Origin of the sequence: Nostoc sp. (assembly GCF_036917275.1) — a bacterium.
GTDB lineage: Bacteria > Cyanobacteriota > Cyanobacteriia > Cyanobacteriales > Nostocaceae > Nostoc.
The window spans coordinates 153,177-170,783 of record NZ_JBALDF010000056.1 but is presented as its reverse complement, the minus strand read 5'-3'; the positions used below and the strand labels follow the sequence as shown (position 1 = coordinate 170,783).

Sequence of the window (17,607 nt, the reverse complement as noted above, 5' to 3'; positions counted from 1 at the left end):
ATATGACTATTGAATCACCACTTTATTTCTCTGAAATTATTGGGTTTAGTTTTTTGACAATTGGGCTAATTATTGTCACACCGTTAGTTATATATCTGCTTAAAATATTGTGGCAAAAAAATAAATGTAAGTTGGTATGGACGCCTGTTGATTTTGTTGAGCATCGCACTAACCTCTCGAATGATGAATTTATCCGGGAGTAAGCCCAATAAAAGGCTATCTTTTTCCATTAGTTTTGAAATTTCCGTGGTTAGGTCATGTTCTATTTTCTATTGGTTTCATCTAAGGTTTTGATTCCACTATTAACGAATGAAAAGTGCGATTTTTAAAGGAAATCAACTAGACTTAATATGGCTATAGAATCTTTTTCTTTTTTCGACACTCTGAAATTGAGTTTTGTCTTAATTACATTGTTTGTTACAACACGCCTAATCATTTATCTACTCAAGAGAATGTGGCAAAAGAACAAATGCAAGTTGGTATGGACGTCTATTGATTTTGTTGAGCGTCGCAGTAATCTTTCATGTGATGAGTTTGTGCAGAAGTACGCATCTGTTGGCAAACCTGTTATCATTACTGACATGATGCAAGACTGGAAAGCTATGAAAAAGTGGACTTTAGATTTTTTCAAGTCGCATTATGGCTCAATTGAGTATGTCGTAAAGAACAATAAAAATGAAGATAGGGCTTTCATGACTATCGCTGATTACATTGACTATATGAGTCTCAATGATCGTGAGGAATGTCTGTACCTAGCTAATTGGGTGGTTTCTTATTACCCGGAACTTTTAGAAGACTACAAAGAACCTATTTACTTTTCTAATTGGTTCCAAAGACTACCAAGAAAACTTTTACAAAAATATGAATATGATAACCCAGAAATATTTATAGGTTATAAGGGTACATCGGTCGGTCTTCACAAAGATCCTACTAGTTGTGCCGCTTGGTTGGGACTGATTTCTGGACGAAAAAAAATTATTTTTTTTACACCAGAGCAAAAAGATGTTTTGTACGAAGGAAAAGTAGATGCCTTCAATCCTAATTTAGAAAAGTTTCCACTTTACGCCAAAGCAAAGCCAGTGGAAGTCACACTTGAACCAGGAGAAATTATTTATATCCCGCCTAACTGGTGGCATCAAGTGAAGAACTTAGAAAACAGTATTGGTATGGGAAATATTTTTGTGAACGAATCTAACTCAGAATTAGTGTTCCAATCTTTTCTTGAAAAGAGTCCTATCAAAGGTTATCTTATACCATTAATTTTGGAGTTTCCTTGGTTGAGTAGATTTCTGCTTGCTGTTGGTTTACTTTAAACCTAATATTTCTTAAACAATTAGCGCTTTATCATTTGATATTAGTTTGTGTAAATGAGTGACCTTTCCCAAAAAATTGCTGCTCTTACCCCAGGAAAACGTCAACTTCTCCTGCAAAAGCTTCATAACAAAAAAGGGGAGGTCTTGTTGCGATCGCAAATAGTCCCTCAAAGTCGAGAGTCCAACTCGTTTCCCCTATCCTTTGCCCAGCAGCGCCTGTGGTTTCTCGACCAGTTGCAGCCTGGTCATAGCGCCTACAACATTTTCCAATCCATGCGTCTGGTAGGATGGCTAAATGTGCCGATGTTGGAGCAAAGCTTCCAAGAAGTGGTGAAGCGTCATGAAGTTTTAAGAACCACATTCACTACAGTGGATAGTCAATCAATACAAGTTATTGCTCCGACTCCTACTTTTAGACTACTAGTGGTAGATTTGCAACAACTTCCCAAAGACAAGAGGGAAGTTGAGGTTCTGCGACTAGCTCATGAAGAAGCTCAACACTCCTTCAACTTAGCCAAAGGTCCCTTACTCCGAGTTACTCTACTGCGGCAAAGCGAGACGGATCATGTCCTATTGTTGACAATGCATCACATCATCTCTGACGGCTGGTCAATAGGTGTGCTTATTTGTGAAATCGCAGCCCTTTACGAAGCTTTTTCTCTGAGAAAACCCTCACCGCTTTCTCAACTATCTATTCAGTATGCAGATTTTGCCGTTTGGCAGCGACAATGGTTACAAGGAGAGCAACTAGAAACTCAGCTTGCTTACTGGAAGCAGGAATTGGGTAGTAGACTACCTGTAATAGAACTACCCACTGATCGTCCTCGACTAACAATTCAGACTTTCTCCGGAGCAAGGGAAACTCTGATGTTACCCAAAACCTTATCCGAGAAGCTTAAAGCTTTGAATCAACGGCAAGGTATTACGCTATTTATGATACTACTTGCAGCCTTTGGGACTTTGCTTTCCTGGTACACAGGGCAAGAAGATATCGTCGTGGGTACTGATATCGCCAACCGCAACCAAGCCGAGACCAAGAGATTGATCGGGTTCTTTGCCAACCAACTGGTATTGCGTACCGATTTATCAGGAAATCCTACCTTTCTAGAGTTATTAGAACGAGTCCGCGAAATGACCCTGGAAGCCTATGCTCACCAGGATTTGCCCTTTGACAAACTGGTAGATGCTCTGAATCCGAAACGAGAGTTGAATCGCTCACCGTTGTTTCAGGTAAAGCTAGTTTTGGAAAATACCCAAACCCCGTCTTTAGAACTTCCAAATCTGACTATAAGCTCCTTAAAGGTCGAAAATAAAACAGTGCAAGTGCAGTTTGACTTGCTCCTAGAGCTAAATGAGACAGAGAAAGGACTATTTGGTGTATGGGAATATAATACAGACCTATTTGACACTGCTAGTATTGTCCAGATGTCAAGAAACTTTGAAATACTTTTAGGCAAGATTTCGACACATCCAGAAACAAAATTGAATGAGCTAAAAACAATTCTCTCTGAAGCAGACAAGCAGCATAATCTCGCCCAAGAACAAGTTTATCAAAACACTATTCAACAAAAATTAATGAACGCTAAACGCAGAAATAATAGTAGATTATAAGCTTAACAAAATACAATTTATGACAAAAACTGAACCTCAAGGATACAATATCAATCATTTAGGAACAGGAAGACGTAAGAGCGTCAATCTATCGCCAGAAAACTTAATAAAAACAGACTTTATTGAGTCTGACACTAACTTTCCTTTAGTGATCAAACCTAGCATAAAAGGTGTGAATCTGGAAAACTGGGCTGAGAACAATCGTAAATTTGTAAACACCGAATTATTAAAATATGGAGCTATACTTTTTCGAGATTTCAAAGTTAAATCAGTAGAGGAATTAGAGCAAATCATCGCAGCTATTTGTGGAGAAGCAATGGAGTATCGTTATCGGGCATCTCCACGAACTCAAGTAGGTGGTAGAATTTATACTTCAACTGACTATCCTGCTGAACAAAGTATCTTTCCTCATAATGAACACGCATATTCTCTTACCTTCCCGTTAAAAATATTCTTCTTTTGCATGAGTCCAGCGCAGTCAGGAGGAGAAACTCCAATTGGTTCTTGTCGAAAAGTCTTTGAACGGATTAATCCAACTATCCGCGATCGCTTTATTGAAAAGAAAGTGATGTATATGCGTAACTTTGGCGATGGATTTGGTCTTCCTTGGCAAACTGTATTTCAAACAACAGACAAAATAAAGGTAAAGGAGTATTGCCAAAGTCATGGAATTGAGGTTGAATGGAAAACAGGCGATCGCTTAAGAACTCGACAAGTTGGACCCGCTATTATCAAACATCCTCAGACCGGTGAAATGGTCTGGTTCAACCACGCGACTTTTTTCCACGTTTCCACTTTGGAACCAACAGTCCGCGATTCATTGTTGACAAATTTACAAGAAGAAGACTTACCGACTAACACATATTACGGAGATGGTTCTCCAATAGAGCCATCAGTGTTAGCTCATCTGAGAGAAGCTTATCAACAGGAAATGATCACCTTTTCCTGGCAAAAAGGAGATGTATTGATGTTGGACAATATGTTATCAATACATGCCCGTAATCCATTTGTCCCTCCCAGAAAAATTTTAGTAGGAATGGCTGAACCGTATACTCCCCAATGCGTTTAATTGACACAGAGGTATAAATATGCAAGCAGAAAGTATGGAGGGGTTTCAACTTTCACCTCAGCAAGAGCATCTATGGTTGCTGCAACAAATTGATAAAACTGAAGCGTATCGTAGCAATTGCGCGATTTTAATTGAAGGTAATCTCGGTATAAATAACCTAGAATTGGCATTGCAAGATATTGTCGATCGCCATGAGATACTTCGTACCTATTTTCCTTGTCTACCTGGGATGACTCTTCCAGTACAGGTAATTACAAACCACAAGTTAAAATTAGACACAAAGCACAATCTTAGTAATTTGAATATTCAACAACAAGAAGCTAAGATTGAAGCAATATCTCAGCAATTTAACCAGTTATCTTTTGACTATGAGCAAGGTTCAATTTTACAGACATCCCTGATAACTTTATCGCCAGAGAAACATCTGTTATTTATCAGTTTACCTGCTCTTTGCGGAGATAATGCAAGTCTGATAAATCTGGTAGAAGAAATTGCCATTTTATATTCCAATCAATCGCCAAATAAGCTATCTGAAGAACCACTGCAATACGCAGATTTTTCGGAATGGCAAAATCAAATCCTTGAGGCAGAGGAAACAGCACTAGGAAGAAACTATTGGCGCAAGCAAGACTTTTCTGCTATTGAATATTTACAGCTTCATAATGAAATCTCTATTTCGGAAAAACAGAAATTTGAACCAAAATTATTAAGTTCAATAATTGTATCTGAATTAATAGAAAAAATCGAAGTTTTAGCTCAGAAGTATAATACATCTGCTTCTATATTTTATTTAACTTGCTGGTTGATTCTCCTTTGGCGACTTATTGGACAATCCAAGATAATAGTTAGCAACGCTGTTGATGGCAGAAAATATAATGAGCTAAAAAACGCATTAGGGCTGTTTGCTAAATACTTACCAGTTGGTTGTGATCTAGAAGATAATTTCCGGTTTAGTGAAGTTCTACAGGAGATTCATAAATCTGTAGAATCTATCTACAAATGGCAAGATGGTTTTACTTGGGAACAAATATCATTGGATACCAAATCAGAGAACTTGTCTTTTTTACCTTTTGGCTTTGATTTTCAGTCAGAAGATAGAAAGTATTTTGCAGATAGTATAATATTTTCAATTTACCAGCGTTACACCTGCATTGAACGTTTTAAAATAAAGCTCTCTTGTCAGCAAAGGGATGATTTAATAAATACAGAATTTCATTATGATTCTAACCTATTTTGTGCAAAGGATATTGAAGGATTAGCAGGGCAATTTCACAAGTTAGTAGAAAGTGCCGTAAATAATCCAGAAGGTGCAATCAGTGAATTAGAAATTTTAAGCGATCGCACCAGACATGAACTTCTAGTTGAGTTCAACCAAACACAGGCTAATTATCCCCAAGATAAGTGTATTCACCACTTATTTGAAGAACAAGCAGAGCAAACACCAAACAATATTGCCGTTACATTTTCTGGACAGAAACTTACTTACCATGAATTAAACGCTCGTGCCAATCAAATGGCTCACTACCTCCAAAGGTTAGGAGTTGGAAAAGAGGTATTGGTAGGAATTTGTGTCGAGCGATCGCTCGAAATGATTGTTGGCATTTTGGGCATTCTCAAAGCTGGTGGAGCTTATATTCCACTCGACCCCAATTATCCATCAGAGCGTTTAGCCTTCATATTAGAAGATACCAAAACACCAGTATTATTGACTCAACAACCACTGCTTTCGGGTTTACCAGCCCATAACGCCCAAACAATTTGCTTGGATACAGCTTGGGAAATTATTGCTCAGGAGAGTCAAGAAAATCTCCCGTTCAAAACCCATAGTGAAAACTTAGCTTATGTCATTTATACCTCTGGTTCTACAGGCAAACCTAAAGGAGTGCAGATTGCACATCGCCATTTAGTAAACTCTACAACTGCTCGGATTACTTACTATCAAGAAGCTGTTAGTAGCTTCTTATTACTTTCTTCCTTTGCTTTCGATAGTTCTGTGGCGGGTCTTTTTTGGACTCTTTGTTCTGGAGGAATTCTTTGTCTTCCACAAGAAGGGTTGCAATTGGATATCCCAAAACTATTAGAGTTAATCGTCGAAAATCATGTTTCCCATTTATTAAGCCTTCCATCTTTATATACTATTTTATTGGAGGAGGTAAAACCCGAACAATTAGCATCACTTCGTACCATCATTGTTGCTGGTGAATCTTGTCCAGCAGAGTTAGTACAACGTCATCACCAATTGCCATCAAAACCATCTTTATTTAATGAGTATGGGCCAACAGAAGGCACAGTTTGGAGCAGTGTATACCATTGTCGCTCTCAACAAATCAAAGGGCAAGTATCGATTGGTCAACCCATTGCTAATACGCAGATTTATCTACTTAACTCTCATTTGCAACCTGTTCCTGTTGGCGTTATCGGTGAAGTTTATATCGGTGGTGATGGTTTAGCTAGAGGCTATCTCAACCAAGCTGCCTTAACTAGCGAAAAGTTTATTCCTAACCCATTTAGCGATCGCCCAGGAATGCGCCTTTACAAAACGGGAGATTTAGCTCGTTATCAGAGCGATCGCAACATTGAATTTCTGGGAAGGCTTGACCAGCAGGTTAAAATCCGGGGTTATCGTATTGAACTGGGAGAGATTGAAGCGGTACTGGATCAACATCCAGAGGTGCGGGAGATTGTAGTTATAGCCCAGAAGCAGGAACTCCAAGATATGCGCCTCGTGGCATATCTGGTTGCTAACCAGCAGCCAGTTTCTATCATTAGTGAACTTCGCCGCTATTTGTTGGATCATCTACCTGAATATATGATCCCGTCAGCTTTTGTTCTGCTCAAGGAAATGCCACTATTGCCTAACGGCAAGGTAGATCGCCGAGTGCTACCCGATCAGCCACAGTTGAATCTCGAAGAAAATCTTGTGGCTCCTGAGACTGAACTTGAGCAAACTATTGCTATAATTTGGCAAGAAGTACTTCACGTCGAGAAAGTAGGCATTCATCACAATTTCTTCGATCTTGGCGGTCATTCATTGCTGATGGTTCAGATACACAGCAAACTGTATCAAACTCTTAATAAAGATATATCAATTGTCGAAATGTTTCAATATCCAACGATTAGTGCATTGGCGAAACATTTAAGTCAACAATTAGCAGAAAAAACTGATTTGCAACCAAGTCATGATTTAGTTAAGACTCGTAGAGAATCAAAGAAACAACAAAGACAACTCCGACAAAAACATCAAGAAAAAAGCCATTAGGAGGAGGCTATGATGAATCAACCAAATGCATTTGATAGCCTCGATGAGATAGCGATCGTTGGTATGGCTGGTCGTTTTCCTAAAGCCAAAAATATCGAACAGTTTTGGCAGAATCTCCAAGATGGTGTCGAGTCTATTTCTTTTTTCAGTGATCAAGAATTGTTGTCTTCTGGAATTGACTCAGCGATGCTGAGTCAACCTCAGTATGTAAAAGCAGGATCTGTATTAGAAGATATAGAGTTATTTGATGCTTCATTCTTTGATTTTTCTGCGAAAGAAGCCCAAATCACTGACCCACAACACCGTTTATTCCTGGAGTGTGCTTGGGAAGCTTTGGAAGGCGCTGGCTACGATTCGGAAATATATGCAGGTCGGATTGGTGTTTACGCTGGTGTCAGTTTAAATACTTATTTTTTATCACATCTTTATACACAGCCGAAAATTATAGAATCAGTGGGCAGTTACCGAATGTCCATTGGCAATAGTCCAGATTTTCTGCCTACATATATCTCATATAAATTAAATCTTAAGGGTCCAAGCATTAACGTCCAAACGGCCTGCTCGACTTCATTAGTTGCCGTTCATTTAGCTTGCCAAAGCTTACTTAATGGCGAAAGTGATATTGCTCTGGCAGGTGGTGTTTCGATCCAAGTGCCACACAAAACTGGTTATCGCTATCAGCAAGGGGGAATTATGTCTCCCGATGGACACTGCCGTGCTTTTGATGCCAAAGCCCAAGGAACTATTAGCGGCAACGGCGTGGGTATTGTAGTTCTCAAGCGGTTAGAAGATGCTTTAGCAGATGGAGATTGTATTCATGCTGTGATTAAAGGTTCAGCTATTAACAATGATGGGTCTTTGAAAGTTGGTTTTACGGCTCCTAGTGTAGATGGGCAAGCAAAAGTAATTGCCGAGGCTCTTGCAATGGCTAGGGTTGAATCGGAGACGATTAACTATGTAGAGACTCATGGCACCGGTACAGTTTTAGGCGATCCCATTGAAATCGCCGCGCTGACACAAGCTTTTCGCCCCACAGACAAAAAGAACTTTTGTGCGATCGCCTCAGTAAAAACCAATATCGGACACTTAGATGCGGCGGCTGGTGTTGCTAGTTTAATCAAGACTGTTCTCGCACTCAAACACCAGCAGATACCACCCAATTTACACTTTCAGCAGCCCAATCCCCAGATTGATTTTGCTAATAGCCCCTTTTATGTAAACCACAAGCTTTCAGAATGGAAGTCAAACGGTACTCCTCGCCGTGCGGGGGTTAGTTCCTTTGGGATTGGCGGTACCAATGCTCATATAATTCTTGAAGAAGCTCCTGCTGTTGAAACTTCTGGTTCTTCTCGTCCTTGGCAGTTATTGCTGCTTTCTGCTAAGACCAGTTCTGCACTAGAAACTGCAACGGAAAACTTAGTAAAGCACTTAAAGCAACATCCTGAACTTAACTTAGGCGATATTGCTTACACCCTGAAGCTGGGTCGAAGGGCTTTTAGCGATCGCCGGATGTTAGTTTGTCAAAACCTTAACGATGCAGTCACAGTCTTAGAAACGCCTGTTTCGGAACGGGTTTTCACCAAATTCACCGAACCATCTGGGCAACAGATTGCATTTATGTTCCCCGGACAGGGTGCCCAGTATGTAGACATGGGTAGAGAATTATATGATACTGAGACAATTTTCCGCAAACAGATTGATTACTGTTGTGAATTTCTCAAATCTTATCTGAAGTTAGACCTGCGGACATTATTGTATCCGCATCAGCGAACGGAAGCGGCAACACAGCAATTACAACAAACTCATATTACCCAAAGCGCAGTATTTGTAGTTGAATACGCCTTGGCTCAGTTGTGGATGGCTTGGGGTATACGTCCGAATGCAATGATTGGTCACAGCATTGGAGAATATGTCGCAGCCTGCATTGCTGGTGTGTTTTCCTTAGAAGACGCATTGATACTCGTAGCCAACCGAGGACAACTGATGCAGCAGCTTCCATCGGGAACAATGATGGCTGTTTCACTACCAGAGCAAAAAATCCAACCCATTCTAGGAGAAAAACTCTCTTTAGCTGCAATCAATGCACCAGATATGTGTGTAGTTTCTGGATTGGAAGAAGCGGTTGATGATTTACAAAAACGATTGACTGAGGAAGGTGTAGACTGTCGCCGTCTGCATACTTCCCATGCTTTTCATTCCCCAATGATGGACTCGATTCTGTTACCATTCCAGGAACAGGTGAGCAAAATTAGCCTTAATTCTCCAAAAATTCCTTTTGTGTCTAACGTCACCGGCACTTGGATAACCCCAGCCCAAGCAACAGACCCGAAATACTGGGTAAAACATTTACGCCAAACAGTGCGTTTTAGCGAGGGAATTGCCGAATTGCTGCAACAGCCAAAGCGAATTCTTTTAGAGGTTGGGCCAGGGCGGACATTAAGTACCTTAGCTAACAAGCAAAAAGCAGCCAAGCAGGTAGTTCTTTCTTCACTAAGACATTCACAGCAGCAACAATCAGATGTGGCGTTTTTACTAAATACATTGGGTAGACTCTGGCTGGAGGGAATAAATGTGGATTGGTCAGAATTTTATGCTCATGAAGAACGTCATCGTATTCCCTTGCCAACATATCCTTTTGAGCGAAAAAGATACTGGATTGAGCCGATCTTAGTTAATGATCACAATCCATCGCCTAAAAAGGAGATTCCTGTGTCTCAACAGCCACCATTATCAATCAATGCTCCAGATACGCAAATAGTCAACCAAAAATCCGAGAAACCTATAGCAAATACAGTCATTGAACAGATCATTTCACAGCATCTTCAGGTTATGTCTAAACTGGTAGACTTATTACCACAGGGAAGTTTACCCAGAGAAGTTTTGCCTTCATTGGGAGCTATCTATCAAAATGGGCAAATTGCTCAAACTTCAACCAATGGCTCTGCGTTTAGTGTAAATCAGTCTACATTTACTAGAGCAAACTCTGAGCAACAAATCAAAGACCGGAAATTTGCTTCCCAACAAATCGAAAAAGAATCGATGATGTTGAGTCCCCGCCAACATAAACATCTAGATGCTTTAATTGCACTTTTTGTCAAGCGTACCCAAGAATCTAAAAGACTCACCCAAACTTATCGTTCTTGCCATGCCAATAGCAGGGCAGTATCAGGGTTCTTTCCGTTTATTAAGGAGATGATATATCCAATTCATGCAGAGCGTGGCGAGGGTGCTAGACTCTGGGATGTCGATGGCAACGAATATGTAGACATTTCAATGGGGTTTGGTACGCTTTTATTTGGTCATTCGCCATATTTTGCGATCGCAGCCATTCAAGAGCAGAGCAAGCAAGGTATACTAAATGGCCCACAATCGCGTCTTGCAGGTCAATTAGCTGAGTTAATTTGCGAATTAACGGGTGCAGAACGGACAGCTTTTTGTAACGATGGCACAGAAGCAGTGATGGGGGCAGTACGCATAGCACGTTCTGTTACAGGACGCTCAAAAATTGCTTTATTTGCTGGTTCTTATCACGGCGGTTCTGACGGAGTTTTGGTCAAAGGAATAACAACCAACGACGGAACGCTGCGTTCTGTCCCGATGACTTCAGGTATTCCATCATACTTGGCTGAGGATGTGATGGTGCTAGAGTATGGTACTTCCGAATCTCTCAACATTCTTAAAGACCATGCTCATAATTTAGCAGCGATTTTAGTTGAACCGATACAAAGCAGTCGGCCAGATTTTCAGCCTAAAGAGTTTCTATTTCAACTAAGACAATTAACTCAAGAAACTGGAACTGTTTTAATTTTCGATGAGGTGGTTACTGGCTTTCGGATGCACCCAGGCGGCATTCAAGCTTTATGGGGTATTCAAGCAGATATCACTACTTATGGTAAAGCTGTTGCTGCTGGCATCCCTATTGGGGTAGTGGCTGGCAAAGCTGCTTTCATGGATGCATTGGACGGAGGTATGTGGAACTATGGAGATGAGTCTTACCCCCAGGTCAAAACAACTTTTTTCGCTGGTACTTTTTTCAAGCATCCTCTCGTCATAGCTGTCGCCTGGGCTGCACTCAATCACATCAAAAACAGTGGTTCCAAACTTCAGGAGGAGTTAAATCAACGGACAACACAATTAGCCGAGACTCTTAATAGTTACTTTGAACAAAAGCAAGTACCAATTCGAGTTGTTAATTTTGGCTCACTCTTCCGTTTTAATTGCCAGACTCAATTTAGTAATTTACTTTTCTATCACTTGCTTGCAAAAGGAATTTATGTCTGGGAGGGACGCACTCTATATCTATCTACCGCTCATACTGATGAAGACATTGAACAGGTGATTTGGGCGGTCAAGGAAAGCGTAGTTGAAATGCAAGAAGGAGGATTTTTTACATCGGAACAGATTTCAACAAATGGCGGACAGATGATCACCAATCAAACTTTGACTGGCTCATCCTTAAACTTAGTTACTGAATCTCTGCCGATTACTTCAAATGCAAAGTCTGCTAATGAGTTGTTTGAAACCCTAGTTGAGCAAATACCTGATGCTTTGGGAAATACTTATGCTGCTTCCCGTAAAAAGGTTGAGAAAACTATTGCTAACACTTGGCAAGAACTCTTTGGTTTTGACAACGTGAACATTGACGACAACTTCTTTGAGTTGGGCGGTGATTCTCTAACAGCTCTTCAGGCTATTTCTTTGTTAAACAAAAAATTAGACGTTGACATTCCTATAGAGAGTATTTACGAAGCACCAACCATAAACTCTCTTGCGAATATTCTCTGCCCAGAACAGAATGAAATACTTTCTGCTAAACAAAGTATTTCTCGTGGTCAAAGACGAAGAGAAAAAAGAAGTGAACGATAATACTATAGCAGTCCTAAATCATTTGTTAAAATCTCTATTTCTTATCTCTTTGCGTTCTCTGCGTCTCTGTAGTTAGATTAAAAAACTATTTTTCACAACTCCTGCAACGATTGCTATACATAGCTACAACTAATTATTAATTAACAAAAATATAAATTATGATGAACAAATTAGAAAAACTTAATGACGTAGATGAGGCAGATGTAGCTGTTATCGGTCTATCTGGGCGGTTTCCTAAAGCACAGAATATTGAACAGTTTTGGCAGAATCTACGAGACGGAGTAGAATCAACTTCATTTTTTTCTGCTCAAGAATTAGAGTCCGCGGGTATAGACTCTGCAACCCTCAGTGACCCTAACTATGTAAAAGCAGCAGTTCCACTAGAAGATATAGATTTGTTTGATGCGTCATTCTTCGGCTATAACCCTAGAGACGCTGAAATTATAGACCCCCAACACCGCATTTTTTTGGAGTGTGCGTATGGTGCGCTTGAAAATGCTGGCTATGACCCTCAAAGATACTCTGGTTCAATAGGGGTTTACGCTGGTTCAACTATAAGTAATTATTTGTTCAATCTTTATTCAAACCCCAATATTAGAGAATTAGCGAGCGATGTGGAAATTAGTCTGGGAAATCATCCCGATTATCTTTCCATGCGCGTCTCTTTCAAATTAAATCTAACTGGGCCAAGTTATGCAATTCAAACTTCCTGTTCCACTTCTTTAGTTGCCGTCCACGTTGCCTGCCAAAGCTTGCTCAATTACGAATGTGATATGGCCTTGGCGGGTGGGATTTCGATATTGGATATGCAACCAAAAAGTGGCTATTTCTATCAAGAAAATGGGGTTTTGTCTCCTGACGGACACTGCCGCGCCTTTGATGCTAAGGCAAAGGGAACTATTTTCGGTAGTGGTGTAGGAATTGTGGTTCTCAAGAGGTTAAAAGATGCTCTTGCTGATGGCGATCGCATTCATGCAATAATTAAAGGCTCTGCTGTCAATAATGATGGTTCTTTGAAAGCTGGATTCACGGCTCCGAGTGTAGAAGGTCAAACAGAGGTGATTGCAGAAGCGATCGCTGCTGCTGGGGTAGAAGCTGATACTATCACTTACGTAGAGGCTCACGGGACAGGAACACCACTAGGCGATCCTATAGAAATTAAAGCTTTGACAAAAGCTTTTCGTACCAGTACACTCAAGCGTGGTTTCTGTGCGATCGGTTCAGTGAAAACCAATGTTGGGCATCTGGATGCGGCTGCCGGGATCATAGGCTTAATTAAGACGATTCTGGCTCTCAAACACAAACAAATACCACCTAGCTTACATTGTGAGCAGCCCAATCCCCAGATCGACTTTGCTAATAGTCCCTTTTATGTTAATACCACACTGGCGGAATGGAAATCGGGCATAATTCCTCGTCGGGCTGGAATTACTTCTCTTGGCTTTGGTGGAACTAACGCTCATGTGATTGTTGAAGAAGCCCCTGATATCGAAGCATCTAACGCTGGGCGAACCCATAAGTTGTTAATACTGTCTGCAAAAACCAGTTCTGCTTTAGAAACCGCCACAATAAATCTAACAAATCATCTTAAACAGCATCCCGATTTGAATCTGGCTGATGTGGCTTACACTCTCCAAGTTGGTCGTCAAACTTTCAACCATCGCCGGATACTGGTGTGTGATGATATTGATGATGCAGTTGAGGCACTGCATACTTTGGAAACTCAACGAGTTTTCACCTACTACCAACAACCCTGTAATCGACCTACTGTATTTATGTTTCCTGGACAGGGAGCGCAGTATGTGAATATGGGGCGGGAGTTATACCACAGCGAACCCCAATTTACTGAGGAAGTCGATCGCTGCTGCCTGATTCTAAAACCTCACTTGGGGCTAGATTTACGAGATATTCTCTATCCCAGCGAAGCACAAATTGAAACAGCTACAAAGCAATTAAAACAAACTTCTATTACCGAAAGTGCGCTATTTGTCATTGAGTACGCCTTATCCAAATTATGGATAGCTTCGGGTGTGCTACCAGAAGCGATGATTGGTAACAGCATTGGGGAATATGTGGCAGCAACTCTTTCCGGGGTTTTCTCCCTCAAGGATGCTTTGGCGCTAGTAGCTGCTAGAGGACAACTGATGCAGCAATTACTGGAGAAAGATGTCAGCTGTCGAAACCTGCATACATCTCATGCCTTTCATTCTCAGATGATGGATGCCATCATCGAGCCTTTTACCGAGTTATTACAAAAAGTCAAGCGAAATCCCCCCCAAATTCCATTTATCTCTAACGTAAGTGGGACTTGGATTACTACAGCAGAAGCAACAGACCCTCACCATTGGGCAAGCCATCTACGGCAGACTGTGCGCTTTAGCGAAGGAATCACTGAATTACTTAAACAACCAGAGCGAATCTTGCTAGAGGTTGGGCCAGGAGAGACATTGAGTACTTTTGTCAAACAGCATGATAATTTGGAACCTGTGGTGCTGATTTCAATCCGCCATCCCCAGGAGCAACAGTCAGATGTAGCATTTTTACTCAATACTTTGGGTCGCCTCTGGCTTTTCGGAGTTCAAGTAGACTGGTCTGGCTTTTATGCGAATGAACAGCGTTATCGCATCCCCCTACCAACATATCCATTTGAGCGTCAGCGTTACTGGATTTCGCCACAACCACGAGATATCCGCGCGCAAGTGTCATTGAGTAAAAAGCCCGATATCGCGGACTGGTTCTATCTACCTTTTTGGAAGCAATCTGCACCTCCAGGGCTACTTGGTAAAAAAGACTTGGCAGAGCAAAAGTTCTGCACGCTTGTATTTATCGATGAGTGCGGCTTGGGTTCTCAAATGATAAAACAACTCGAACAGCAGGGACAAGATGCGATCGCCATCAAAATCGGGTCAGAATTCTCCAAACTAAGCGATCGCCTATATACCCTCAATCCTCGACAAAGTAATGATTACGATGCCTTGCTCAATGAACTTCTAACACAAAACAAGATCCCTAAGACAATTATTCATTTATGGAGTGTCACACCAGACGACCGCGCAAAATCAGAACTTGAGCGGTTTGACAGCGCTCAATATTTGGGATTCTACAGCCTGTTGTTTCTCACCCAGGCACTTGGAAAACAGAATTGGACTGATAATCAAATTACAGTTGTCTCCAACAACATACAATCAGTCACAGCAGAAGAAATGTTGTGCCCAGAGAAAGCGACTGTACTTGGGCCAGTTAAAGTCATTCCTCAAGAATACTCAAACATCATCTGTCGTAGCATTGATGTTGTTCTTCCAAAGCCAGGAAGTTGGCAAGAGGAGAAACTTGTAGATTATTTGCTGGATGAGCTACAAACTAAATCCTCGGAGTTGGTTATAGCCTACCGTGGTCTGAACCGTTGGGTGCAAACTTTTGAGCCAGTACGATTGTCAGAAGCTAAGGGAAAAACATCAAGATTACGCAACCACGGAGTCTACTTAATTACTGAGGGTGTGGGAAATATTGGATTGATACTGGCGAAGTATATAGCTCAGACAGTACAAGCAAAACTCGTCTTAATTGGACAGAAGAATCTTCCCCAAAAAGCTGAGTGGTTCGGGTGGCTGGAAACTCACGATCATCAGGATGAGGTGAGCTGCGAAATCAGGAAATTGCAGGCGTTAGAGGAGTTAGGAGCCGAGGTTTTAGTTTTGAGTGCAGATGTAACCAACTTTGAACAGATGGAAAGAGCGATCGCCTTTGTTACGGAGCATTTTGGCGACATACATGGTGTTATTTACGTAGCAGAGATTGTGTGCGACAACTCACTAAAATCTGTTCAAGAAATTTCTCAAACGGATTGTCAGTGTCACTTTCAATCAAAAGCTGATGGACTATTCGTACTAGAAAAAGTCTTGCAAGGGAGAGAGCTTGATTTTTATCTATTGATATCTTCTTTATCATCCATTTTGGGAGGGTTAAGATCCGTCGCTTATTCAGCCGCGAACATTTTTATGGATATTTTTGCTCACAAACAAAATCAAACAAATCCCGTTCCCTGGATTAGTGTTAATTGCGATCGCTGGCAACTTGGAGAAGAAAAAAACACAGCTAGTAAAACAACATTATCTGAATTATTTCTCACACCAGAAGAAGGTATAAAAGCTTTTCAACGTATTTTAAGAAGTGAGAAGATAACTCAAGTTGTTGTCTCAACAGGAGATTTACAAGCTAGGTTTGACCAATGGCTAAAGCTAGAATCTTTAGGCGATGTTGAGCAGACCTCTTTTGCTGGAGACATAAAAGAGAAATTAGCTTCAACAAGTCTTGCCAGAATGCTCCATTCCCGCCCCAATCTAGGAAATGATTATGTAGCTCCTCGCACTCATATTGAACAAACCCTTGCTCATATCTGGCAAGAAATTCTTTGTATTGAGAGCTTAGGCATAAACGATGACTTTTTTGAGCTTGGGGGACACTCGCTTTTAGCTGTACACTTAATAGCAAAAATTAATAAACAGTTTGGTAAAAATATTCAATTATCTGCTATTTTCCAGAGTCCAACTATCAAACAGTTAGCAAATATTTTGCACGAGCAGGCTAATTATCAAACCTCGTCCCCCTTAGTCGCAATTCAACCTCAGGGTTCCAAGCCACCTCTGTTTTTTGTGCATCCAGTAGGTGGGAATATTCTCTGCTACTACGAATTGTCACTTCATTTGGGTTCAGATCAACCATTCTACGGGCTGCAAGCACTAGGTTTGAATGGGGAATCGCAGCCCTATACCCGAATAGAAGATATGGCAGCTAAGTATATTGAAGCACTACGCGAGATTCAGCCGAATGGCCCATATTTTCTGGGAGGTTGGTCTATGGGCGGTATTGTCGCTTTTGAAATGGCAACTCAGTTAATAAGAAATGGCGATCGAGTTGCCATGCTTGCCATGCTAGACAGCCCAGCACCAGTTAACAGAGAGCAAATTGCAGAAATTGATCACTACAACGATGTCAAAATATTAGTCGATTTTGCCATAGATATGGCACAGTCTGCTGGGAAAAATTTATCGGGTTCGGTTGAGCAACTTCAAGGACTGACTTTGGATGAGCAATTAAGCTATTTTTTAAAGCAAGCAAGGATAGTTAACCTCGTGCCTTTGGATTTTGAACTAGAACAGCTTCGTTATCTTCTGAAGGTTTTTAAGAGTAACGTACTAGCTCTACAGAGTTATATACCACAAGTTTATCCAAACCGAATTATATACTTTCATGCTAGCGATGAAGTATCTAATGATTTGCATAATCCTACTTTAAGTTGGAATGAACTTTCAGGTGAACCAATAGAGATAGTTACGATCCCTAGCAATCATTACACAATTATCACAAAGCCTCATATTCAAGTTTTAGTAAAACATTTAAATTTGTTTTTAAATCAGCACCAAAATGAACAGAATAAGGTGCTAATAAATAAGTTAAAAGATGTTCATTAGACAAATATTTCTAGCTTA

The 17,607-nt window shown here is 40.8% G+C and carries 7 protein-coding genes; all 7 read left to right on the top strand.

From position 1 onward, the window contains the following. The first annotated feature begins 2 nt into the window (after positions 1-2). The 7 genes from V7K35_RS21560 (at position 3) to V7K35_RS21530 (ending at position 17,589) form a co-directional block, all read left to right on the top strand. Positions 3-203, top strand: a complete 201-nt coding sequence (locus V7K35_RS21560) for a hypothetical protein (RefSeq protein WP_335081443.1) — start codon at positions 3-5, stop codon at positions 201-203. Positions 204-350: 147 nt separating this feature from the next. Beyond that, entirely contained in the window at positions 351-1,313 is a 963-nt protein-coding gene (locus V7K35_RS21555; RefSeq protein ID WP_335081441.1) for a cupin-like domain-containing protein, read from the top strand. A 54-nt stretch (positions 1,314-1,367) separates the two neighbouring features. Then, complete coding sequence (locus V7K35_RS21550) at positions 1,368-2,924, top strand: condensation domain-containing protein (RefSeq protein WP_335081439.1); 1,557 nt, start codon at positions 1,368-1,370, stop codon at positions 2,922-2,924. A 19-nt stretch (positions 2,925-2,943) separates the two neighbouring features. Then, positions 2,944-3,993: a TauD/TfdA family dioxygenase gene (locus tag V7K35_RS21545; RefSeq protein WP_335081437.1), complete on the top strand. Its 1,050-nt coding sequence runs from the start codon at positions 2,944-2,946 to the stop codon at positions 3,991-3,993. Positions 3,994-4,012: 19 nt separating this feature from the next. Next, a complete protein-coding gene (locus V7K35_RS21540) occupies positions 4,013-7,252 on the top strand; it encodes a non-ribosomal peptide synthetase (protein WP_335081435.1) in 3,240 nt (1,079 codons plus the stop codon). 9 nt (positions 7,253-7,261) lie between these two features. After that, positions 7,262-12,118 (top strand): aminotransferase class III-fold pyridoxal phosphate-dependent enzyme, encoded by a 4,857-nt coding sequence (locus V7K35_RS21535; RefSeq protein WP_335081433.1) that lies wholly within the window; start codon positions 7,262-7,264, stop codon positions 12,116-12,118. A 158-nt stretch (positions 12,119-12,276) separates the two neighbouring features. Then, entirely contained in the window at positions 12,277-17,589 is a 5,313-nt protein-coding gene (locus tag V7K35_RS21530) for a beta-ketoacyl synthase N-terminal-like domain-containing protein (protein ID WP_335081431.1), read from the top strand. The last annotated feature ends 18 nt before the right edge of the window (positions 17,590-17,607 follow it).

Bases quoted from the DNA above. Each gene is read 5' to 3' on its own strand.
- V7K35_RS21560 (WP_335081443.1), top strand. From the start codon at position 3: ATGACTATTGAATCACCACTTTATTTCTCTGAAATTATTGGGTTTAGT.
- V7K35_RS21555 (WP_335081441.1), top strand. From the start codon at position 351: ATGGCTATAGAATCTTTTTCTTTTTTCGACACTCTGAAATTGAGTTTT.
- V7K35_RS21550 (WP_335081439.1), top strand. From the start codon at position 1,368: ATGAGTGACCTTTCCCAAAAAATTGCTGCTCTTACCCCAGGAAAACGT.
- V7K35_RS21545 (WP_335081437.1), top strand. From the start codon at position 2,944: ATGACAAAAACTGAACCTCAAGGATACAATATCAATCATTTAGGAACA.
- V7K35_RS21540 (WP_335081435.1), top strand. From the start codon at position 4,013: ATGCAAGCAGAAAGTATGGAGGGGTTTCAACTTTCACCTCAGCAAGAG.
- V7K35_RS21535 (WP_335081433.1), top strand. From the start codon at position 7,262: ATGATGAATCAACCAAATGCATTTGATAGCCTCGATGAGATAGCGATC.
- V7K35_RS21530 (WP_335081431.1), top strand. From the start codon at position 12,277: ATGATGAACAAATTAGAAAAACTTAATGACGTAGATGAGGCAGATGTA.